The sequence below is a fragment of the Pseudomonas sp. SDO55104_S430 genome (genome assembly GCF_054070595.1).
Genome location: NZ_JBSVXG010000096.1, coordinates 1 through 21424, shown reverse-complemented (window position 1 = coordinate 21424; position 21424 = coordinate 1). Strand labels below are relative to the sequence as shown.

Here is a 21424-nt window from a genome sequence, read left to right as displayed (position 1 = left end):
TCAAATCGGCTGGCGCGGTGTATCAGGCAGACCTCGCGCTCAGGTTTTACGACTGCTTCGCAGCCGGACGCAGGCTTCGCCAGCTGCTACAGGGTTCGTGTTTTGGCTTGGGAAGGTGGATGGCTGCTGAGGGTCGGGCGCACCAGAAGGAGGCGTCTTCCGATGCGTGATGTAACAAAATGGTTCACGGATTCAGATCGTGACCAACCCGCGCACGCCCTCGGCTTCCATGTTTTCACCACGCCCCTGCTGCACGATTTCACCACGGGACATCACCAGATACTGATCAGCCAGTTCCGCGGCGAAATCGTAGAACTGCTCCACCAACAGAATCGCCATGTCGCCGCGCGCCGCGAGTTTCTTGATCACCGCGCCGATTTCCTTGATCACCGACGGCTGGATGCCTTCGGTGGGTTCGTCGAGGATCAGCAGGCGCGGGCGGCTGGCCAGTGCGCGGCCGATGGCGAGTTGCTGTTGCTGACCGCCGGACAGGTCGCCGCCGCGTCGGTGTTTCATTTGCAGCAGCACAGGGAACAGCTCGTAGATGAAGGCTGGGACTTCCTTCGCTTCACTGCCGGGAAAGCGCGACAGGCCCATCAACAGGTTTTCTTCCACCGTCAGCCGGCCGAAGATTTCCCGGCCCTGGGGCACGTAGGCGATCCCGGCGTGGACCCGCTGGTGTGGCTTGAAGCCGGTGATGGCTTTGCCTTCCCAGTTCACCGCGCCTTCCTTGGCAGGCAGCAGGCCCATCAGGCACTTGAGCAGGGTGGTCTTGCCCACGCCGTTGCGCCCGAGCAGGCAGGTGACTTCGCCGACCTTCACGTCGAAGCTCAGGCCGCGCAGGATGTGGCTTCCGCCGTAGTATTGGTGCAGTTTTTCGACTTGCAGCATTTCCCGATTCCTTGTGTTACACACAAAACCCTGTGGGAGCTGGCTTGCCAGCGATGAGGCCGGCTAATCCGAAATGGATACTGACTGACCCACCGCCATCGCTGGCAAGCCAGCTCCCACAGGTTCTGTATTCGCAAATCTTAACGACCGAGGTAAACCTCGATCACCCGCTCATTGTCCTGCACCTGCTCCAGCGACCCCTCGGCCAGCACGCTGCCCTGGTGCAGCACCGTCACGTGGTCGGCAATCGAACCGACAAAGCCCATGTCATGCTCCACCACCATCAGCGAATGCTTGCCCGCCAGGCTCTTGAACAGTTCCGCGGTGAATTCGGTTTCGGCATCGGTCATGCCCGCCACCGGTTCGTCGAGCAACAGCAGTTGCGGGTCCTGCATCAGCAACATGCCGATCTCCAGAAACTGCTTCTGCCCGTGGGACAGCAAACCCGCCGGGCGATTGACCGAGGTGGTCAGGCGAATGGTTTCCAGCACTTCGCTGATGCGATCCTTCTGTTCGCCACTCAACCGAGCCCGCAGGCTGGCCCACACCGACTTGTCGGTTTTCTGCGCCAGCTCCAGGTTCTCGAACACGCTCAACGCCTCGAACACCGTCGGCTTCTGGAACTTGCGACCGATGCCGGCCTGGGCGATCTGTACTTCGCTCATCTGTGTCAGGTCCAGGGTTTCGCCGAACCAGGCCTTGCCGTGTGTGGGGCGGGTCTTGCCGGTGATCACGTCCATCAGCGTGGTCTTGCCCGCGCCGTTGGGGCCGATGATGCAGCGCAGTTCGCCGACGCCGATGTACAGGTTCAGATCGTTCAGCGCCTTGAAACCGTCGAAGCTGACGCTGATGTCCTCCAGGGTCAGGATGGTGCCGTGGCGGGTATCCAGGCCGGGGCCGACGCGTTGACCCAGGCCAATGGCATCGCGGCTGCTGCCGGCATCCTTGTTCGGTTGCGGAGGGTAGAAGGCCGGTTCGAGCATGAAATCAGCCGTCGCAGGAGTTTTCATGATTCACCTCGTTTTCTAAGCAGACCAATCACACCCTTGGGCAGATACAGCGTCACGACAATGAACAACGCGCCCAGAAAGAACAGCCAATATTCAGGAAAAGCCACGGTGAACCAGCTCTTCATGCCGTTGACCACGCCGGCGCCGAGCAGCGGCCCGATCAGTGTTCCACGGCCACCGAGCGCCACCCAGACCGCAGCTTCGATGGAGTTGGTCGGCGACATTTCGCTCGGGTTGATGATGCCTACCTGCGGCACGTACAGCGCACCGGCAAGCCCGCACAGCACTGCGCTCAACACCCAGACGAACAGCTTGAAACCCCGTGGATCGTAACCGCAGAACATCAGGCGATTCTCCGCGTCACGCAGGGCCGTCAGCACCCGGCCGAACTTGCTTTGCGCCAGACGCCAGCCAATGAACAGGCTCGCCACCAGCAACAGCACCGTGGCCAGAAACAGCACCGCGCGGGTGCCGGGTTCGGTGATGCCGAAGCCGAGAATCGTACGAAAGTTGGTGAAGCCGTTGTTGCCGCCAAAACCGGTCTCGTTGCGGAAAAACAGCAGCATGCCGGCGAAGGTCAGGGCCTGGGTCATGATCGAGAAATACACGCCCTTGATCCGCGAGCGGAAGGCGAAGAATCCGAACACGAAGGCCAGCAACCCCGGCGCCAATACCACCAGACACATGGCCCAGAGGAAGCTGCTGGTGCCGGCCCAGTACCACGGCAGCTCGGTCCACGACAGGAAGGTCATGAACGCCGGCAGGCCATCGCCCGAAGCCTGGCGCATCAGGTACATGCCCATCGCGTAACCGCCGAGGGCGAAGAACAAACCGTGGCCGAGGGACAGCAAACCCGCGTAACCCCAGACCAGATCCAGCGCGAGGGCGACGATGGCGTAGCAGAGGATCTTGCCCATCAACGTCAGGGTGTAGGCCGAGACATGCAGCGAGCTTTCCGCCGGCAACAAAGACAGCAGCGGCAGGGCGATCAGCAGAGCAAGCAACACGACGCCGATGGCGATCGTGACCCTGGGGCCGGCCTTTTGTGTGGCGGTGACTAAGAGAGGCTGGTTCATCAGTCGATCACCCTTCCTTTGAGTGCGAAGAGGCCTTGCGGACGTTTCTGGATGAACAGAATGATCAGCGCGAGGATGAGGATCTTGCCGAGCACGGCACCGATCTGCGGTTCGAGAAACTTGTTGGCGATGCCCAGACCAAAGGCGGCGAACACGCTGCCCGCCAGTTGCCCGACGCCGCCCAGCACCACCACCAGGAACGAGTCGATGATGTAGCTCTGGCCGAGGTCAGGGCCGACGTTGCCGATCTGGCTCAGGGCTACGCCGCCCAGGCCGGCGATGCCGGAACCCAGGCCAAAGGCGAGCATGTCGACGCGCCCGGTGGGCACGCCGCAGCAGGCGGCCATGTTGCGATTCTGCGTGACGGCACGAACGTTCAGGCCCAGGCGGGTCTTGTTCAGAAGCAGCCAGGTCAGAACCACCACAAACAGTGCGAAGGCGATGATGACGATGCGGTTGTACGGCAGCACCAGATTGGGCAGCACCTGAATCCCGCCGGACAGCCAGGCCGGGTTGGCCACTTCGACGTTCTGCGCGCCGAACAGCAGGCGCACCAGCTGGATCAGCATCAGGCTGATGCCCCAGGTGGCGAGCAGGGTTTCCAGCGGGCGGCCGTAGAGATGGCGGATCACCGTGCGTTCCAGGGCCATGCCGATGGCGGCGGTGACGAAGAACGCCACGGGCAGTGCGATCAACGGATAGAACTCGATGGCCTGCGGCGCGAAACGCTGGAACATCAGCTGCACCACGTAGGTCGAGTAGGCGCCGAGCATCAGCATCTCGCCGTGGGCCATGTTGATCACCCCGAGCAGGCCGAAGGTGATCGCCAGACCCAGAGCGGCGAGCAGCAGGATCGAACCCAGGGACATGCCGCTGAAGGCCTGGCCGAGGAGTTCGCCCATCAGCAGTTTGCGTTTGACCTGGGCGAGACTGGTTTCCACGGCGGTGCGCACGGTGGCGTCGGTTTCGGCGCCCGGTTCCAGCAGGCTTTCGAGGCGCGTGCGGGCCAGCGGGTCTCCGGTTTCGCCGAGCAGGCGCACGGCGGCAAGACGGATCGCCGGGTCGGCGTCCACCAGTTGCAGATTGGCCAGGGCCAGGCTCAGGGCGGCGTGGACGTTCTCGTCTTGTTCGCCCGCCAGTTGCCGGTCGAGGAATTTCAGCTGCGCGGGTTTTGCGCTTTTCTGCAATTGCTGTGCGGCGGCCAGACGCAGTTTGGCGTCGGCGGCGAGCAGTTGATGGCTGGCCAGGGCGGTGTCGATCAGGCCGCGCAGGCGGTTGTTCAGGCGCAGGGTTTTTGGTTGGCCATCGACGGTCAGCTCGCCTTGTTGCAGGGCGTTGATCAGTTCGATGCGCGCAGGGTCGGGTTGTGCGGCCCAGGCTTCCAGGAGTCTGGCTTGCTGGGTGGGGTTGGCGGATACGAAGTCTTCGGCATCGCCGGCGTAGGTGGCCATCGGCAGCAAAAGTGCGAGGGCAAGGAACAAACGGTAGAGGGCAGTGGGCATAAGAAGTCGCCTTGGTGCGGACATTGTGGGAGCGAGCCTGCTCGCGATAAGGGCGGCACATCCAACATCACGGTGACTGACACACCGCCATCGCGAGCAGGCTCGCTCCCACAGGGAGAAACTGTATCGGGGCACAGTTGAGTGCTCGGCCCCGACACCCATTGGCTCAGTTGCTCTTCACCGCATACTCCGGCTTCTTGTCGTTACCCGGAATGAACGGGCTCCACGGCTGCGCACGGAGCGGGCCGTCGGTCTGCCAGACGACGTTGAACTGACCGTCGGCCTGGATCTCGCCGATCATCACCGGCTTGTGCAGGTGGTGGTTGGTCTTGTCCATGGTCAGGGTGTAGCCCGACGGTGCGGCGAAGGTCTGGCCAGCGAGGGCTTCGCGGACCTTGTCGACGTCGGTGGACTTGGCTTTTTCCGCCGCCTGCGCCCACATGTGAATGCCCACGTAGGTGGCTTCCATCGGGTCGTTGGTCACTGCCTTGTCGGCGCCCGGCAGGTTGTGTTTCTTCGCGTAGGCCTTCCAGTCATCGACGAACTTCTTGTTCACCGGGTTCTCCACCGACTCGAAGTAGTTCCACGCCGCGAGGTTGCCCACCAGCGGCTTGGTGTCGATGCCGCGCAGTTCTTCTTCGCCCACCGAGAACGCCACCACCGGAACGTCGGTGGCCTTCAGGCCCTGGTTGGCCAGTTCCTTGTAGAACGGCACGTTGGAGTCGCCGTTGACGGTGGAGATGACCGCGGTCTTGCCGCCGGCCGAGAACTTCTTGATGTTGGCGACGATGGTTTGATAGTCGCTGTGGCCGAACGGGGTGTAGACCTCTTCGATGTCCTTGTCGGCCACGCCCTTGGAATGCAGGAACGAGCGCAGGATCTTGTTGGTGGTGCGCGGGTAGACGTAGTCGGTGCCCAGCAGGAAGTAGCGCTTGGCGCCGCCGCCTTCTTCGCTCATCAAATACTCCACGGCCGGGATCGCCTGCTGGTTCGGCGCAGCGCCGGTGTAGAACACGTTCGGCGACATCTCTTCGCCTTCGTACTGCACCGGATAGAACAGCAGGCCGTTGAGTTCCTCGAACACCGGCAGCACCGATTTGCGCGACACCGAGGTCCAGCAACCGAACACCACCGCGACCTTGTCCTGGGTCAGCAACTGCCGGCCTTTCTCGGCGAACAGCGGCCAGTTCGAGGCCGGGTCCACGACCACCGGCTCGAGCATCTTGCCGTTGACGCCACCCTTGGCGTTGATCTCGTCGATGGTCATCAAGGCCATGTCCTTGAGCGACGTTTCGGAGATCGCCATGGTCCCGGACAACGAATGCAGAATCCCGACCTTGATGGTTTCGGCGGCCTGGACGGTCCAGGTCAAACCCATTGCGGCAATGCTGGCCGAGAGCGTGAAAGCCTTGATCAAACTGCGACGCTTCATTGTGCGATCTCCATGAGCTTATGAATTTTCTTGGTGGCAGATGCGAACGACTGAAGGGTCTTTAGCAAGGGCTGTGCCCAAGGCGGGAAGGCCGGCATTCAAAGGGTTGAAACTCTGCAGATCGCTGATGTTCGCACCAGGTTGGCGCCGGATTCGCGGGTGCAGTGCACGCCATGCGCCTATCTGGTGCTGCGCCGAATCGAGTGAGCGAAGACTTATGTACCGCTGCCATGAATCACGAATGCCGATGATTGGAGGCGTGCGATTTGCCGCGGCTTGCGCGCGAACGCACCCCGATTTTCAACTTCATGGAAGAGGACGTTATGGATAACGAATCGAACCGCACTCAGCATTCAACCAGGGCGAGCATTGTGCTGCCCGCGCTCAGTCCGCCCTTTATCAATGCCGACGATGCCGCGCGGTTTGCCCACGAGGCGATTGGCAAAAACCGCGACAAGGAATACGGCGGGCTGATTCTGCAGGGCGAAGGCGGGCGGTTTTTTGCGACCAAACCCATTGGCGGCAACTTGCACGTGGACTTCAAAAAACTGCTGACAGTGGATGCCAAAGGCAACTTCATCCATCCCGCCGGATACACCTGCTACGGCCTTTACAACTCCCACCCGAACGTTCTGGAGCAGGTGAAGAAGAAGTACCCGGCGCTGCCGGACGACGCCGCCGAAGTGGCGCTGAACTTTTTCACCGACGGTGAGAAGGCTTTCATGATCCGGCACAGGGATTTCGCCAAGGCCTTTTACCTGTCCGGCGGCGAAACCTGTCTGCTCAAGTACATGCCCAGCGGATCGCCCGAGGAAGACTCACTCGCACTGGAGCTCAAGCAAAACCGTCCTTCCGGGAACTATAACCATCTGGAAGAAATCATCGATGAACTGGCGCAGGCTGGCGCGCTGAGCGTGGTCGTGCCCAACGAGTTATGGGGCGACGTCAGGGGACGATTTGTCGGGCCGTGGGTCATCAATGAGCCGGCGAACACCTCTGAGGTTGAGACTGAGCAACCGTTCTGCACACCGATCCTCGATCAACCGATCAAGGTGATCGACAAGATGATGAACACCGAAAGCGCTGCTGCCGGCATCCGCTTCATGGGTGTGATTCTCAAGGCTCAAGGCAAGAATGAGTATGTCGGTACGTTCCCGGTCCGCGATCTGCCGTCGATTGCCTCAATGCTCGAGGAGTTTCCGGTTCGCGAAGCGGGCGGGCGGAAACTGCCTTCGGGTTTTCGCATCGATGGCTTCTATGCGGTATCCCCCGCCAAGCCCGTGCAGATCCCCGCCAAACAGGCCTGGCTGTACAAGAACTTCTTTTCTCCCGCCGAACTTGCCGATCTGATCGAGCAGTCGCGCAAGGACGTTTACCTTCAAGAGCAGGGTCGGGCCCTGACTCTCTACCAGCGCACGGAAACCAAGGCCTTGCTGAGTTACACCTGCTCCGGTTCCGAGGCTGAAACAGCGCTGATGGCCGGTGGTGGTGAAACGCTGCAGAACGCCCTTAAGTCAGGTGCCCTGAGTCCCTTCGAATTTGTCCTGCAGGTGGCGGCTGCCGGTCGCTTGAGTGTGCTGCAGGCCGGCGGCATCTGGGACAAGGCCGGCGTCGTCGGACAGAACTGGCGTCCCTTCGAGCGCATCCACCAATCCCTGAGCCCGGCGTTTCTGACCGCCGATGATGCCGCCCGCCACGTTCACTATCAGATGAACGCCCGGCGTGACATCGACCAACTGGGCTACGTGCTGGAGCGCAGCGACGGCAAGTTCTTCGCCACCGCGCCGGTCAGCGGCGACCAGTGGAAAAAGGACGCAAACCTGCCCTTTGCCGGCGGTGTGTCCGATCGGAAAGTCGAGCTTCCAGGCTATCGTTACACCGCGGTCTACAACGCCAGTTCGGACGTGCGAGCGAAGCTCAAGGCCATGCAGCCTGGCTGGTCGAACGAGCGCATAGCACTGCACACCAGCTTGCCGAGCCTCCAGCATCTGGAGACCGTCACCTCGGGCCGCGACTCGATCACGACGCTGTACAACTCGGGTCCCGATGAGTCGCTGATCAAATACGTGCGAGGCGGGACTCAGCAGGAGCGCAACTTCAGCACGGTGCTCGACGGTGCGGTCAAGACCGGGGAGATCGGCGTGCAGTTCGACGGCTATGACGGCACGGCTGAAACCCTGGTCAAGAAACTCGTCAGCATCGGCGAGTTGACGGTGCTCAATTCAAGCCCGGTGTGGAAAGGCTCGCGGGGCAAAGTGCCAAGCACCTGGGTGGCCTTTGAACCCTTCGTTTCCGACGCCCCGGTGGCCCCCGCGATGAGCTGGGTGTTCCAGAATCTCGAGACGGGGGCGCAGTGGGTTCACGATCTGATGCGCGCCAAGCCCGAGGTCAGGCAGGTCGCGTTCATTCTCAAGAGTCAGAAGACCGACGACTATGTGGTCACCGATCCCGTCGTGGTCGATACCAGCAAAACCTCCTTTTTCTCGGCCCTGCAGGCCTTTGCGGCGAATGATCAGGGCAGTCCTTCACTTCCGGCTGGCTATGAGCTTCAGGCTGTCTGCTACCAGTCCTTGCCGGACACCCACGCGATTCCCACACAACGCTGGCTCTATGAGAGTTTTATCTCGGCCACGGATTTCGCCGCCGCTGTCGGCACCGCTCGCCTGCATAAGAGGGCGGGGCTGGCTCTGTATCTCAGCACCCGGGATGGCGCGCAGTTGCGTTATGGATTTTCCGGGTCGACCCAGGAAAGCCGCTTGTACGGCGTCGATCCGCATGGCGTCGTGACGGATAGCGGTGAGCAACGCGAACTGGAGAAAGGCACGCTGACCCCCGAGGCGTTTGTCTGGCGGGTGGCGGCGGTGGGTGCGCTGTCAGTGGTGCGCACGGGCAAGTTGTGGGATGTCGAGGGCGAAGTGGGACTGTCCTGGGTGCCTTTTGCAGGTTATCCGAAACAGCGCCTGAGCCCGGCGTTTCTCACGGCGGACGATGCGGCGCGTTATGCCCACGAGCTGATCGGCGACATTCGCGACTATGAGTTCTGCGGTTATGTCATGGAGCGCGAGGATGGCCGGTTTGTCGCGACCGAACCCTGGGCTGTCGGCCCGTCGGGACGCTTCGCCCCGGGGTATGTCTATCCCGTTGATGCCTCCGGCAGACCGATCCTGCCTGAACATCATGCACTGCGCGGTGTGTACGCCTCGCGCCTGGCGCTCTCACTGTACGACCCGCAGCGAATGAAGCGCCATTCCTGGACCCGCGAGCAGGCGAGCATCGATGGGCAACTGTTCTCCGACGGCGATCTGCACGCCATTCTGCAGAATCGCCAGCACGCGATGACCGCCTGGCTTTCCGCCGCCGAAGACGCCCTGATCGCCTACGACATCAGCGGCTCGGCGGATGAAAATGCCTTGCTCAAAGAGGTGGCGCCTGCCCCCGGCGGCAGTCGCATGGCCCAGGATCTGGCGAGCGGCGCCTCGAAACCTGAGGACATCGTCAAACAGCTGGCCGCCGCCGGTGGCTTGCGGGTGGTGATCGCCAGCGAGTTGTGGGGCGCGCGCGGAATGATCCCCGAGTGGTGGAAAGCCTTTCCCGCTCCCCGCGATGCCGAGACGCCGGAGCAAGTGGCGTTCGGTGCGATATTCAACGACGCGGACGCAGCGGCCCGTGATGCCCATGAGCGTCTGCGGCGCAGCGGTCCGGACCAGACCGGTTTTGCCTTCGTCCTCAAGCACACGGATAAAGACGAGTACGTGGTCAGTGAAACGCTGCCGGCCAGCGACAGCCAGCCGCTGTTTTCCAGGGCCAGCCTGTTCAAGACCGACGACGCAGGCGAGTTCATGTATCCCGCGTCATTCAAGCCATTCGCGCTGTTTTATGCGCGGCTGTGGCTGCCGAAAAATCTCGGCGCGACCGAGCAGTGGCTGGGTCAGCATTTCACCTCGTCCAGGGATTTGTATGAAGGCTTCTTCGAGGCCCGTCGCCTGCGCGCCAAGGACGAAAACTTCGGTTTGCCCGTTTACCTTTCGACCCTCGACCGGGCGCTGCTGAAATACCAGTCGCCCAATTCGACGACCCTGTTCGATGCCCGCGTCCAACCGTCGGGCGTGAATGAGGATGTGCATTCGCAGTTGCAAAACGGGCAGTTGCAGGCCCGGGACTTTATCGACCGGGTCATCTCCCAAAGCTGGTTGACCGTCGTGCAAGGCAATGACTGCTGGGGACCGTCGAGCACTTCCAGGCTGAATGCCGAGTGGAAGCCTTACTCGCGGTTCACTCGTCGCGCGTTGACGGCGGCGTACACCAATCAGGCCGATGCGGTACGGCATGTCGAGCGGATGCTCGGTGCAGATCGCGATCAGACTCACGGCGGGCTGGTGCTCAAGCGCACCGACGGCCTGTTTGTCGCCACTGAACCGTTGCCGGTGGTCAGCGAGAACTTCGATCCGAAGTGGATTCTGCCGGACGAGGATGTGGCCTCCGAGTTGCTGGCTCCTGGCTGCAAGATTGTCGCCCGTTATCGCAGCCGGGTCGCCAACCAGTTGCCGTTCCTGGTGTCGGGTCAGGAGCGGGAGGTCTATCGTGATTTCTTCTCCACCGACGTGTTGGCCACGGCCCTCGCTTCGGGTCACCTGTGGACCCACGAATACCTGCTCGGCGCCCAGGGCTCGATCCTCTCATTCACCTTGCAGGACGAAGATCATGCGCTGCTGAGTGCCGCGCAGAAGAGCCAGCTCTCAACGCGTCTGGCGACACTTGAAAGCCAGCTCGCTCCCTCCAATGACACCCCTCATGATCCGTTGAGCAACCTGATCGAACGGCGGATGCGCAGTGGCGCGGGAACGCCTGTGGAGTGGGTCGACCAGTTGATCGGGGTTGGCAGGGTGCAAGTGGTACAGAGCAGCAGTCTCTGGGGCCCTGCGCAGAAGCTGAGCGCTGGCTGGCAGCTGCTGAAAAACGGCTATCAAGCACCGGAATCCGTGCGTTTCGCCACGGCGGATCGGGCATTGAGCCCGGCGTTCTGTCACATGGACGATGCCGTGCGACATGCCCATGGGCGTGCCGGCAAACGCGAGCACTGGAGCTTCGGGCTGGTGCTGACATCGCAGCGCCTGGGGCATGCGGTCACCAGCCTGCCGGTCACGGCGGATGATTTGAGGTTTCCTTCCGAGCGGATATTCCCTCGCGGCCAGTTGCCGACCGGGTATCAGGTGCAGGGCATTTACCTGTGCGCCCCGGCCCGGCAACCGGATGAGCTGCCGAGCTCCGAGGTGTATCGCAGTTTCATTCCACCCACGGTGCTCCTGAAGGCGCTGTCGGCCGTGGAAGTGATCGATTCGGGGGCGGTGACGCGGTTTCAGTCGTTGTACCTGTCGTGCGCCGATGGTGCGTTGCTCAAGTACGACGCTGCAGGCCTGGACAGTGATCTGCAAACTCATTCACGGCTGACGGCTTATGTGAAGTCGCTGCAGGGCGATGGCAATCCTGCGGAGTACATTCGCAAGGTCGCGGGCAATGGCCGGCTGGAGGTGCTGGTCCGCAGCGCGACCTGGGCGACGGTGGGCCGCGTCGGCTCGACCTGGGGGTCAGGCAAGGTCGAGGAACGTCCGGTATCCGATGATCAGCCCCTGACCCTGGGCCCGTTGTTTGCCCACCCCGATGATGCCGCGCGACATGTGTGGCGCAACGCCCGTGAAAAGGCCGCGTTGGGCGTGATTCTGCGGGACGGCAAGGCGAACTTCGTGGCCACCGAGCCGCTGGATGACGCAGGCCCCACGGTAGCGTTGGGCCCGCGGGACGATACTCCGGCGTTTCGTCGACTGTTTGCCGGTGTGATGTTTCGAGGTTACTCGCGAACCAATCCCGGCAAGACGAAAAAGTACCCGGCCGGTTATGAGGTGATGGGTGTGCAACAACTCTACAAGGTGGATCACACGCCACAGCGATTCAGCAGCCGGTTCGAGGAAGCGCTTTACCGCAACTTCGTGGCCCACGATGAGATCAGGGCCTGCATCGCGTTGCTCAACACCTATGAGATCGCCGACAGCCGCTACTACCTGACCCCTCGCCAGGGCGCGTTGCTGGCCTACAAGCCGAGTTACCTGGATGGCGAGTCCAAGGTGCTGCTCGATGACTGGTACGACGTGGAAAAAGGCGTCACCCGGTCGAAGCTGCAGGAGGTGTTCAATACGCTGATTCTAAGCGGCAGGCTCGACGTACTGGAGCCAGACGAATTCTGGAACCCGCGAGGCCAACTGACACCCAAACTGCTGCGCGACATGAGCCGACGAAAACTCTGACAACACAAACCCTGTAGGAGCGAGCACGCTCGCGATGGAAGACCAGACACCGCGGGAAATCAGACACCCCACGTCATCGTTAACGCCCATCGCGAGCAGGCTCGCTCCCACAGGTTCCACCGATTCCCTGTGGAGCGAGATCAGCGCCTGCGCATCAGGCCAATGAAGAACAACCCGCCTAAAGCCGCCGTCGCCACGCCAATCGGCAGATCTTCCGGCGCAATCAGCGTGCGTGCCGCAACATCCACCCACACCAGAAACACACTCCCCAGCAACCCGCAAACCGGCAGCAACCGCCGGTGTTCCGCCCCGATCAACCGCCGGGCAATATGCGGCACCATCAAGCCGACAAACCCGATGGACCCGCTGATCGACACCAGCACCCCCGTCATCAGCGAGGCAATCACGAACACCCGCAGGCGCACCGTCCGGGCATTCAACCCAAGGGTGACCGCCGTCTGCTCGCCCGCCATCAGCGCATTCAGCGACCGCGCCATGCCCAGCAGCAAAACCAGCCCGAGCAGCACGCTGATCGCCGGCACCGCGAGCAACTCCCAGCGCGCCAACCCGAGCCCGCCGAGCATCCAGAACATCACTGCGGAACTGGCGCGGTGATCGCCCATGAACAGCAGCAGATTGGCGATCGCCATCATCACGAACGACACCGCCACACCGCACAACAACAGGCGATCGCTGTCCAGGCGGCCGTGGCGGCTGGCGATCATCAGCACCGCCAGCATGCTCAACAGCGCACCGATGAACGCGGCGATGGGCAAGGTCAGCAGGCCGACGATTTCCCCCACATGCAGCACCACGATCACCGCGCCCAGGGTTGCGCCGGACGTGACCCCGAGCAGATGCGGATCGGCCAGCGGGTTACGCGTAACCGCTTGCAGCACCGCGCCGATCAACGCCAGCCCGGCGCCGACCAGCGCCCCGAGCAACATGCGCGGCACCCGGATCAGCCAGACGATGTGCTCCTGCCCGGCACTCCAGTCCGGCACGCCAACACTGAACAGTTTGTGCAGCAGGATGCGTCCCACCACATCCACCGGCACCCGCGCCGGGCCGAAGCCCAGCGACACCACGCAGGACACCAGCAACAGCGCGCCGAGGACGATCAGCCACAAGGCGAAGCGAGGATTGCTCATCCGCCGTGGAAGCCTTCAGCCAGGGTTTGTACGGCCAGCACGTTGTCGATCCCTGGCGTGGCCTGCACGTAGGGAATGACGATGAAGCGCTGCTGCTTGATCGCGTCCACCGATTGCAGCGCCTTGTTGTTCAGCAGGAACTGCACTTTCTGTTCGGCGGTGACCTCGCCGTAGTCGACGATCACGATCACCTGCGGATTGCGTTCGACCACGTTCTCCCAGTTGACCCGGGTCCAGCTTGCCTCGACGTTATCCAGCACATTGCGCCCGCCGGCGGCATCGATCAGCGCTTGCGGCATGCCCAGACGGCCCGAGGTCATGGCGCGGTCTTCGCCGCTGTCGTACAGGAACACCCGTGGTTTTTCGGCGGGCAGGTTTTTGCGAATCCCGGCGACCTTGGCCTGCATCTCGCCGATCAGAGCGTTGGCGCGATCCTGCACGTCGAAGATTTTCCCTAGGTTGCGCAGGTCGTTGTAGGTGTCTTCCAGAGTGGCCGCAGGACGCTTCATCACGAAGGCGCAGGACTCGGTCAATTCGTAGACGTTGATGCCCAGCGGTTGCAGGGTCTGCGGCGTGAGATCGCCGCCCACGCGCATGCCGTAATCCCAGCCGGCGAAGAAGAAGTCGACGTTGGCATTGAGCAGGGTTTCCACCGAAGGGTATTTGGCTGCGAGCTCCGGCAAGCCGTCGAGGATGCTTTGCATTTCGGGCGTCACCGACTTCCAGCCGGACACGCCGCTGTAGCCGGCCATCTGCGGCTTTAGGCCGAGGGCGAGCATCATCTGGGTCATGTTGATGTCGTGGCTGACCGCGTGTTTCGGTGCCTGTTGGAAGGTCACTTCGCGGTTGCAGCTCTGGACCGTCAGCGGGTAATGCGTGGCCTCGGCCATTGCCTGGGCGCTGGTGAGTAACAGGGATACGTACAAAAGGGAACGCATAATCATGGTTGGGTTATCCAGGTGATTCGTGGGTAGCCGTGCAGTGGGTGTTCATCGATCAAGGCTTCGACGCCGAAGACATTGCGCAGCAGTGAGGTGGTCAGGACTTCCTGCGGTGTGCCGCTGGCGACGATGCGGCCGTGGTTGATCACGTACAGGCGATCGCAGAAGGCGGCGGCCAGGTTGAGGTCGTGGATGCTGGCCAGGGTGCCGATCTTCAGGCGCTTGACCAATTGCAGCAGCTCGAGCTGGTAGCGCGGGTCGAGGTGGTTGGTGGGTTCGTCGAGGATCAGCAGTTGCGGCTGCTGGGCCAGGGCGCGGGCGAGGATCACCCGTTGTTTTTCACCGCCGGAGAGGGTGGAGAAGGCGTGGTCTTCGAAGCCTTTCAGGCCGACTGATTCGAGGGCCTGGGCTATAAGGTTGCGATCCTCCAGCGTGTCCCCGTCGAACAGGCCTTTGTGCGGCGTGCGCCCCATGGCGACCACCTCGTCGACGGTCAGGCCGAAGGCCTCGGGGAACTCCTGCAAGACCACAGCGATACGCTGCGCGCACCAGCGCGAAGATTGCTTCCAGACATTGTGATGATCGAGCCGGACCTCACCGCCTTCCGGCCTGCTGAACCGCCAGGCGCAGCGCAACAGACTGGTCTTGCCACTGCCGTTGGGGCCGATCAGACCGACGAACTCACCGGGCGCCACCTGCAAAGAGGCGTCATGCAGCCGGAACTGGTGATGACAATGGCCGTGGCCCAAGGGGGACCAGGTGAGGTTTGTGAGGTTGAGCGAGGTCATGCAATTACTCTGAAGTTTTTCGGTGTTGCTGAGGGCCTCATCGCGGGCAAGCCCGCTCCCACAAGGATTTGCGGTGTAGTTAGATTTCACATTCACCATCGATCCACTGTGGGAGCGGGCTTGCCCGCGAAGAGGCCGGCAAATCCAACATCTTGGCCGCCTGACACACCGCATTCGCGAGCAAGCCCGCTCCCACAGTTAATCGGCGTACACCAAACCACTGTGGGAGCGAGCCTGCTCGCGATAGGGCCACAAGGCCAATCACTTCTTCAAAAACAAAACCCGCAGCACTTGCCGCCATGGCAAGGCTGCGGGTCGGGCGCTGCCGTCAGCGCGGCAAGTGTACAGGTCCCTCTAAACCGCGCATCTCACCTGTTTCATGATGAAGTTGAGGCGCTCTCAGTTTCCCGGGTGAAGCGCGACAGCAGCAGCTTGTCGAGCAGCCAGACCACCACCAGCGAAGCCCCCACCAACGGGAAGGCCACTGCCAGGGCGAACATGATCACCATCGCGGTTTTCCACTTCGGCAGGTCATGACGCAGCGGCGGCACGCCGAACTTGCCTTGTGGACGACGTTTCCACCAGATCACCACGCCGCTGACGGCGCTGAGCAGGATCATCAGGCAGATCAGCAGGACGATGATCTGATTGACCACGCCGAACATCTTGCCTTCATGCAGCATCACACCGATTTCCGTGGCGCGGGCAACTGTGCCGTATTGCTCGAAACGCACATCGGCCAGGACCTTGCCGGTGTACTGATCGACATGCAGGGTGGCGTCGTTGCGCGGGTCATCGGCGAATACCGCGATGGTGAACACACCGGTCGCGGTGGTCGGCATCGTGATGCTGTAACCCGGCTCGACCTTGCTCCGGGTGGCGATGTTCTGCACATCCTGCAGGCTGATGGTCGGCGCTGCGGGGCCGGCGTGTGCACCATCGTGATTCATGTGTTCGGCATGGTCGCCGGACATCGGCATCGGCGTATTTTCCATGGCCCAAGGCACGGTCTGGCGGTGGGCTTCGTTGAGGCTGCGCGCTTCGACGTCGGACTTGGGCACGTTGTCCCACATCGCTGCCGGGAAGACGTTCCACACTGCGGCGTATTGCTGGCCCCAGAAACCGGTCCAGGTCATGCCGCTGAGCAGCATCACCAGCAGCAGCGAAGCGCCCCAGAAGCCGGTGACGGCATGCAAATCACGCCACAGCACCCGTCCGCGACTGGTCAGACGAGGCCACAAAATGCCGGCGGCCTGACCGCGCGGCCACCACAGGAAGACCCCGGACACCACCAGCACCACACCCCAGCCGGCGGCCATTTCCACCAGGCGGTCGCCGACGGTGCCGATCATCAGCTCGCCGTGAATCGCCCGGGCGATGGCCTGCAGGTTCTTCTTCGCGTCCTGCTCGCCGAGGATGTCGCCGTGGTATGGATCAAGAAATACGTTCAGCTCCTTGCCGCTGTCGAGCACGACGAACTGTGCGCTGCGCTCGGCGTCGACCGGTGGCAGGTACTGTTTGATCGTGCCTTGCGGGTAGGCGTCTTTCACGCGCTTGAGAAGGTCATCGGCGGGGATGGTGTGATGGCCGGCCGGTACGTTCAGCAGGCTGCTGTACATCAATGAATCGAGTTGAGGCTTGAACAGGTAAATGGTGCCGGTCAGGGCCAGCATCACCATGAATGGCGCCACGAACAGGCCGGCATAGAAATGCCAGCGCCAGGCGAGATTGTAGAAATTCACTTTGGGCTGTTTCATCACGTGTGCTCCGCGAAAGCTCAGGTCTTTTAGTTATGGGGGCGCGGGATTACGTGATGGTCGGCGGGGCGCGGGTGCGGGCGCCGGGGAAGAAGGCCGTCCGGGCATGGCCCAGGCGGGGGGAGGGTGTTGTGTAGGTGCTTGTCGGTGGCGTGTCGAATGCCGTGAAGGACGCAACACCGGTCAGGGCCGGGCAGTTGAACAGCAAGCTGCAATAGCCGCATTTTTCCCACAGGGCATGATGACCGGCGTGGGGCGGGCAGTGTTCGGCATCGGGTTGCGCGTCGTGCTCGGCATGATCCATCGCCGGCATGTCCATCGACATGCTCATGGCCATGGTCGTGGCGTGCGAGTCCATCGGCATCGACTGGGAAACCAGCGGGCCGATGAAGATCATCAACATGGCGAACAGGCTGATCCAGCTGCCGCGCGTCAGGCTCGATGACTGACGACGGGGGCTGAATGACCTGGCGCTAAGCGGGCGCATGAGCGTTGTCTGCTCTGTCGGTTACTGAGCGTGGGCGTGTTTTTCGCCGTCTTCCGGCGCCTGCTTCTGCACCACCACTTCAACTTTTACGTCACCGGCTTTCTCGAAGTGCAGGGTCATCGGGAAGCGTTTTCCGTCGGTCAGCAGGCTGCGGTCTTTCAGGTTCAGCAGCATCACGTGGTAAGCCATTGGCGCAAAAGTGACTTCGCCGCCAGCGGGGATATCCACGGCGGCAACGTGCTGCATTTTCATAACGTCGTTCTGCATCACATGCTCATGCAATTGCGCATCGCCGGAAATCGGCGAGTCGACACTCAGCAGGCGGTCGGCTGTCTTGCCTTCGTTGTGGATCACGAAATAGGCGGCGACGTTCGGCGCGTTGGGCGGGAGCTCCTGGGACCACGGATGCGCGATCTCCAGCTCCCCGGCCTTGTATTCGTGGGCATTTGCAAAGCAGGCAGGCAGCAACAGGGCGGCCACAACGATGAGTTTATTCAGCATGATGTTTCTCCAGAATGATTCAAGACGCAGATCAATTGCGAGTAGGAATCACACCAGAGGGGAGGCGCGGGGGTTCAGGCTGGGCCATTGCTGACGGGGTGTTGGTGTTTCGAGTGAGGCGGGAGGCAGGCTTCGATTGGACTCGAACTGCGCGAAATACAGCTGCGGCACGTGCCCGGGCAACGCCACCACAGGCGCCGAGCCGGAACAGCACCAGCAATGCTGCATGTTGGAATGATCGTCGCTTTGTGGCGCTTTCTGCTCGATACCCCCCAGAGATATCGCCACCATCTTGCTGCCGCCGGACGTACAGAAACTGCCCCACAACAACTGCTCGACCGGGGATTTCGTCGACTGCGCCATCGCACCACTCATCGGCATGGCGAGCAAATTGAACAGCACTGCAAAGCAGGCTATCCAGGCAATTGCGAGCCGTTGACGGGACATGGGGCAGTTCCGGTTCAGTGGGTGGTCAAGCGCGGCAATTTAGCCTGACCATGCCGATAAGTAAAAAAACGCCGTGCGGTATGGTGTCGCAGAACGTTTCCATAGCTTAGATGATAGCGGTGAATTGCAGATTGCCAGTATTGGTTGAGCTTTGTTCAGAATTGCGCGCCGACGTCCTGCAATCAAACCGCAACCGCGTGCAATCGCATCCCCAGAGCTTTCATCACCTTAATGATCGTTGCGAATTCCGGGTTACCGTTACTGCTCAATGCTTTGTACAAGCTTTCGCGACCCACCCCCGCATCCCGGGCCACCTGAGTCATGCCCTGAGCACGAGCGATGTCGTTGAGTGCCGCGCGAATCAGCACTCCATCACCTGCATCCTCTTCAAAACAGGCATCCAGATAGGCGGCCATTTCTTGAGGCGATTTGAGAAACTCGGCGGCGTCGAAACGGGAAAATTGTTCGGTCATGATTCACTCCCATTGCCGATGTTTTGCGCCATTTGGATGGCGCGCTTGATATCGCGTTTTTGAGTCGACTTGTCACCACCCACCAGCAGCAGATAGACCACTTCGCCCCGGCGTGTGAAATAGATCCTGTATCCGGGACCATGATGAACTCGCATTTCATGGACTGACGCGCCGACTGGCGCGCAATCACCAAAGTTTCCATGCTCAGCTGCTTTGATTCTGGCGATGATGCGGGCCTTTCCCAAAGTGTCTTTCAGTGAATCGAGCCATATGGCGAAAACGCGAGACTGTTCAAAGTCGAACATTTTTTGATCGTATTCCTTGGGATACAAATTGGCAAGCTGACCATTTCGGCAATGAAGTAATTCTTCTTGTTGAATGGTATGCCGGCGTACTTGATCGAGTTGAAGGAATGCGACTTTAGAGTTGGAACCTGTGAGAAAAACAGCCGGCCCTTTCCTGAAAAATTGTCAGCTGTTTCAAGGGCATTTACACGTTTCGGGAATACTCCGACAAAGCTGACAGTAATGTTCCGACCGCCCCAAACTCCCGCTCTACCACCGGCAAAACCGGCCGCTTCAACACCAGCACCGGCACCCCGCGCTCGCGCGCCACTTCCAGCTTCGGTTCCGTCGCGGTGCTGCCGCTGTTCTTGCTGATCAACACGTCGATCTGTCGCCGTTCGAACAAGGCGCGTTCGTCGTCGATCAGGAAGGGGCCGCGGGCGCCGATGACTTCGCAGCGCTCGTTGCCGGGGTAAACGTCCAGGGCGCGCAGGGTCCAGAACTGGTTGGCGGGGATTTCGTCGAGATGCTGCAGGGGCTCGCGGCCCAGGGTGAACAGCGGACGGTGGAAGGGTTTCAGGGCTTCGATCAGTTCGGGCCAGTCGCTGACTTCGCGCCAGTCGTCGCCGGCCTGGGGCTGCCACGCCGGGCGGCGCAGGGCCCAGCAGGGGATGCCGCTCAGGTGTGCGGCTTGTGCGGCGTTATGGCTGATTTTGGCGGCGTAGGGGTGGGTGGCGTCGAGCAGCAGGTCGATCCGCTCATCGCGGATGAACTGCGCCAGGCCTTCGGCGCCGCCGTAACCGCCGACGCGCACCTGGCAGGTGAGGTCGGTGGGAACCCGTCCGATGCCGGCCAGGCTGTAGATGTGTTCGGGACCGAGGGTGCGGGCGATGGCCAGGGCCTCGGTCACACCGCCCAGCAGCAGAATGCGTTTCATCGAAAAGCTCCGGCGGGGTCAGAGGGTGAGGGGTTTGGTCAGGTCCAGGATTGTGATCGGCAGGGCCTGGCGCCAGGTGTCGAACTCGCCCAAGGGCTGGGCCTGGGCGATATGGATGCGGGTCAGTTCGCCGCCGTGCTGTTCACGCCAGGTCATCAGGGTCATTTCGCTTTGCAGCGTGACCGCATTGGCAATCAGCCGGCCGCCGGGTTTGAGCGCGGCCCAGCAGGCCTCAAGCACGCCTTCGCGGGTGACGCCGCCGCCGATGAAGATCGCGTCCGGGCGTTCCAGTCCGTCGAGGGCTTGCGGGGCGCGACCGCGGATCAATTGCAGTCCGGGCACGCCGAGGGTGTCGCGGTTATGTTCGATCAATTGCTGGCGCCCGTCGTCGGACTCGATGGCCAGGGCCCGGCAGCTCGGGTGGGCGCGCATCCATTCGATGCCGATCGAGCCGCTGCCGGCGCCGACGTCCCACAACAGTTCGCCGGGCATCGGGGCAAGGCGGGCGAGGGTGATTGCCCGCACATCGCGCTTGGTCAGTTGGCCGTCGTGCTTGAACGCGCTGTCAGGCAAGCCGGCGAGGCGCGATAGGCGTGGTGCCCCAGGTTCGGCGATGCAGTCGATGGCGATCAGGTTCAAATCGGCGACGGCCTCATCAGTCCAGTCGCTGGCAACATTGTCGATGCGCCGCTCGGACTCACCGCCCAAGTGTTCGAGCACTGTGAGGCGGCTCGGACCAAAGCCACGCTCGCGCAACAGTGAAGCGATCAAGGCGGGACTGCTACCGTCGTTGCTCAACACCAGCAAACGCTGGCCGCTGGCCAACTGGGCATTGAGCGCAGCGACAGGACGGGCCACCACCGACAGAGTGACCACGTCCTGCAGGGGCCAGCCCATGCGGGCTGCGGCCAGCGAGCAGGAAGAAGGCGCGGGCAGGATCAGCATTTCGTCGCTGGCGACTTGCCGCGCAAGGCTGGCGCCGACGCCGAAGAACATCGGATCGCCGCTGGCCAGGACACAGACCGATTCGCCACGACGGGCCAGCACCGGCTCCAGAGAAAAGGGACTGGGCCACAATTGCCGCTCGCCACGGATGCAGACGGGCAACAGATCCAGCTGCCGCTGCGCGCCAACGATCCGCGACGCCTTGAGCAGAGCGTGCCGCGCATTTTTGCCGAGCCCCTTGAAGCCGTCTTCGCCAATGCCTACCACTGTCAGCCAGGGGGTCATGCTGTTCCTCTTCTCTGTATCGAAGCCAAGTCATCTCCGCGTCTGACGCTGGTTGTCTGGCGGTCGCGCATGATAGCGCGGTGGGGTGGCATTCGCCGGAATTGTAGTGGACGTGGGGCGGGTGGCCTGGGACCAGGTAGATAGGATGAGGACTTTGTGGCGAGGGGGCTTGCCCCCGTTGGACTGCGTAGCAGTCCCATCTTTTTGGGGCCGCTTCG

17 protein-coding genes are annotated in these 21424 nt (G+C 61.9%); 1 reads left to right on the top strand and 16 read right to left on the bottom strand.

The genetic code is table 11. From position 1 onward, the window contains the following. Nucleotides 1-192: 192 nt before the first annotated feature. The 5 genes from urtE to urtA form a co-directional block, all read right to left on the bottom strand. Entirely contained in the window at nucleotides 193-891 is a 699-nt protein-coding gene (gene urtE / locus ACW9JE_RS17500; protein ID WP_224536215.1) for an urea ABC transporter ATP-binding subunit UrtE, read from the bottom strand. 140 nt (nucleotides 892-1031) lie between these two features. After that, nucleotides 1032-1901, bottom strand: coding sequence for an urea ABC transporter ATP-binding protein UrtD (gene urtD / locus ACW9JE_RS17495; protein WP_457433439.1), 870 nt, complete (start codon nucleotides 1899-1901; stop codon nucleotides 1032-1034). Then, nucleotides 1898-2977 carry an urea ABC transporter permease subunit UrtC gene (gene urtC, locus ACW9JE_RS17490; RefSeq protein ID WP_457433438.1) on the bottom strand — a complete coding sequence of 360 codons (1080 nt, stop codon included), beginning with the start codon at nucleotides 2975-2977 and terminating at the stop codon, nucleotides 1898-1900. Before urtC ends, urtD begins: the two co-directional genes overlap by 4 nt. Then, complete coding sequence (urtB, locus tag ACW9JE_RS17485; protein ID WP_457433437.1) at nucleotides 2977-4479, bottom strand: urea ABC transporter permease subunit UrtB; 1503 nt, start codon at nucleotides 4477-4479, stop codon at nucleotides 2977-2979. The genes urtC and urtB overlap by 1 nt, the downstream gene beginning before the upstream one ends. 166 nt (nucleotides 4480-4645) lie before the next feature. Then, entirely contained in the window at nucleotides 4646-5911 is a 1266-nt protein-coding gene (gene urtA, locus ACW9JE_RS17480; RefSeq protein ID WP_224536223.1) for an urea ABC transporter substrate-binding protein, read from the bottom strand. A gap of 323 nt (nucleotides 5912-6234) precedes the next feature. On the opposite strand from urtA, the gene ACW9JE_RS17475 reads away from it, so the two are divergent. Continuing rightward, entirely contained in the window at nucleotides 6235-12210 is a 5976-nt protein-coding gene (locus tag ACW9JE_RS17475; RefSeq protein ID WP_457433436.1) for a hypothetical protein, read from the top strand. 140 nt (nucleotides 12211-12350) lie between these two features. On the opposite strand, the gene ACW9JE_RS17470 is transcribed toward ACW9JE_RS17475, so the two are convergent. The 11 genes from ACW9JE_RS17470 to cbiE form a co-directional block, all read right to left on the bottom strand. Next, complete coding sequence (locus ACW9JE_RS17470; protein WP_224536227.1) at nucleotides 12351-13361, bottom strand: FecCD family ABC transporter permease; 1011 nt, start codon at nucleotides 13359-13361, stop codon at nucleotides 12351-12353. Further along, nucleotides 13358-14305 (bottom strand): ABC transporter substrate-binding protein, encoded by a 948-nt coding sequence (locus tag ACW9JE_RS17465; RefSeq protein ID WP_457433435.1) that lies wholly within the window; start codon nucleotides 14303-14305, stop codon nucleotides 13358-13360. Before ACW9JE_RS17465 ends, ACW9JE_RS17470 begins: the two co-directional genes overlap by 4 nt. Further along, on the bottom strand, nucleotides 14302-15090 hold the full coding sequence (locus tag ACW9JE_RS17460; protein ID WP_457433434.1) for an ABC transporter ATP-binding protein: 789 nt from the start codon (nucleotides 15088-15090) through the stop codon (nucleotides 14302-14304). Before ACW9JE_RS17460 ends, ACW9JE_RS17465 begins: the two co-directional genes overlap by 4 nt. Before the next feature lie 377 nt (nucleotides 15091-15467). Then, nucleotides 15468-16847 (bottom strand): PepSY-associated TM helix domain-containing protein, encoded by a 1380-nt coding sequence (locus tag ACW9JE_RS17455; protein ID WP_457433433.1) that lies wholly within the window; start codon nucleotides 16845-16847, stop codon nucleotides 15468-15470. A gap of 49 nt (nucleotides 16848-16896) precedes the next feature. Beyond that, on the bottom strand, nucleotides 16897-17334 hold the full coding sequence (locus ACW9JE_RS17450; RefSeq protein ID WP_457433432.1) for a DUF2946 domain-containing protein: 438 nt from the start codon (nucleotides 17332-17334) through the stop codon (nucleotides 16897-16899). 21 nt (nucleotides 17335-17355) lie between these two features. Continuing rightward, nucleotides 17356-17835, bottom strand: coding sequence for a copper chaperone PCu(A)C (locus ACW9JE_RS17445; RefSeq protein ID WP_457433431.1), 480 nt, complete (start codon nucleotides 17833-17835; stop codon nucleotides 17356-17358). 48 nt (nucleotides 17836-17883) lie between these two features. After that, nucleotides 17884-18282 carry a DUF2946 domain-containing protein gene (locus ACW9JE_RS17440; RefSeq protein ID WP_457433430.1) on the bottom strand — a complete coding sequence of 133 codons (399 nt, stop codon included), beginning with the start codon at nucleotides 18280-18282 and terminating at the stop codon, nucleotides 17884-17886. Between the two features lie 182 nt (nucleotides 18283-18464). Beyond that, nucleotides 18465-18755 carry an addiction module antidote protein gene (locus tag ACW9JE_RS17435; protein WP_224536241.1) on the bottom strand — a complete coding sequence of 97 codons (291 nt, stop codon included), beginning with the start codon at nucleotides 18753-18755 and terminating at the stop codon, nucleotides 18465-18467. Further along, a complete protein-coding gene (locus ACW9JE_RS17430) occupies nucleotides 18752-19060 on the bottom strand; it encodes a type II toxin-antitoxin system RelE/ParE family toxin (RefSeq protein ID WP_224536244.1) in 309 nt (102 codons plus the stop codon). The genes ACW9JE_RS17435 and ACW9JE_RS17430 overlap by 4 nt, the downstream gene beginning before the upstream one ends. Before the next feature lie 184 nt (nucleotides 19061-19244). Further along, on the bottom strand, nucleotides 19245-19976 hold the full coding sequence (locus ACW9JE_RS17425) for a cobalt-precorrin-6A reductase (RefSeq protein WP_457433429.1): 732 nt from the start codon (nucleotides 19974-19976) through the stop codon (nucleotides 19245-19247). Between the two features lie 18 nt (nucleotides 19977-19994). Continuing rightward, the gene (cbiE, locus tag ACW9JE_RS17420; protein WP_457433428.1) at nucleotides 19995-21206 is read right to left on the bottom strand and encodes a precorrin-6y C5,15-methyltransferase (decarboxylating) subunit CbiE; all 1212 of its coding nucleotides are present in this window, start codon (nucleotides 21204-21206) and stop codon (nucleotides 19995-19997) included. Nucleotides 21207-21424 lie beyond the last annotated feature (218 nt).

Bases quoted from the DNA above. Each gene is read 5' to 3' on its own strand.
- cbiE (WP_457433428.1), bottom strand. From the start codon at position 21,206: ATGACCCCCTGGCTGACAGTGGTAGGCATTGGCGAAGACGGCTTCAAG.
- ACW9JE_RS17465 (WP_457433435.1), bottom strand. From the start codon at position 14,305: ATGATTATGCGTTCCCTTTTGTACGTATCCCTGTTACTCACCAGCGCC.
- urtD (WP_457433439.1), bottom strand. From the start codon at position 1,901: ATGAAAACTCCTGCGACGGCTGATTTCATGCTCGAACCGGCCTTCTAC.
- urtB (WP_457433437.1), bottom strand. From the start codon at position 4,479: ATGCCCACTGCCCTCTACCGTTTGTTCCTTGCCCTCGCACTTTTGCTG.
- ACW9JE_RS17470 (WP_224536227.1), bottom strand. From the start codon at position 13,361: ATGAGCAATCCTCGCTTCGCCTTGTGGCTGATCGTCCTCGGCGCGCTG.
- ACW9JE_RS17435 (WP_224536241.1), bottom strand. From the start codon at position 18,755: ATGACCGAACAATTTTCCCGTTTCGACGCCGCCGAGTTTCTCAAATCG.
- ACW9JE_RS17450 (WP_457433432.1), bottom strand. From the start codon at position 17,334: ATGCGCCCGCTTAGCGCCAGGTCATTCAGCCCCCGTCGTCAGTCATCG.
- urtE (WP_224536215.1), bottom strand. From the start codon at position 891: ATGCTGCAAGTCGAAAAACTGCACCAATACTACGGCGGAAGCCACATC.
- ACW9JE_RS17455 (WP_457433433.1), bottom strand. From the start codon at position 16,847: ATGAAACAGCCCAAAGTGAATTTCTACAATCTCGCCTGGCGCTGGCAT.
- urtA (WP_224536223.1), bottom strand. From the start codon at position 5,911: ATGAAGCGTCGCAGTTTGATCAAGGCTTTCACGCTCTCGGCCAGCATT.
- ACW9JE_RS17445 (WP_457433431.1), bottom strand. From the start codon at position 17,835: ATGCTGAATAAACTCATCGTTGTGGCCGCCCTGTTGCTGCCTGCCTGC.
- ACW9JE_RS17425 (WP_457433429.1), bottom strand. From the start codon at position 19,976: ATGAAACGCATTCTGCTGCTGGGCGGTGTGACCGAGGCCCTGGCCATC.
- ACW9JE_RS17460 (WP_457433434.1), bottom strand. From the start codon at position 15,090: ATGACCTCGCTCAACCTCACAAACCTCACCTGGTCCCCCTTGGGCCAC.
- urtC (WP_457433438.1), bottom strand. From the start codon at position 2,977: ATGAACCAGCCTCTCTTAGTCACCGCCACACAAAAGGCCGGCCCCAGG.
- ACW9JE_RS17475 (WP_457433436.1), top strand. From the start codon at position 6,235: ATGGATAACGAATCGAACCGCACTCAGCATTCAACCAGGGCGAGCATT.
- ACW9JE_RS17430 (WP_224536244.1), bottom strand. From the start codon at position 19,060: ATGTTCGACTTTGAACAGTCTCGCGTTTTCGCCATATGGCTCGATTCA.
- ACW9JE_RS17440 (WP_457433430.1), bottom strand. From the start codon at position 18,282: ATGTCCCGTCAACGGCTCGCAATTGCCTGGATAGCCTGCTTTGCAGTG.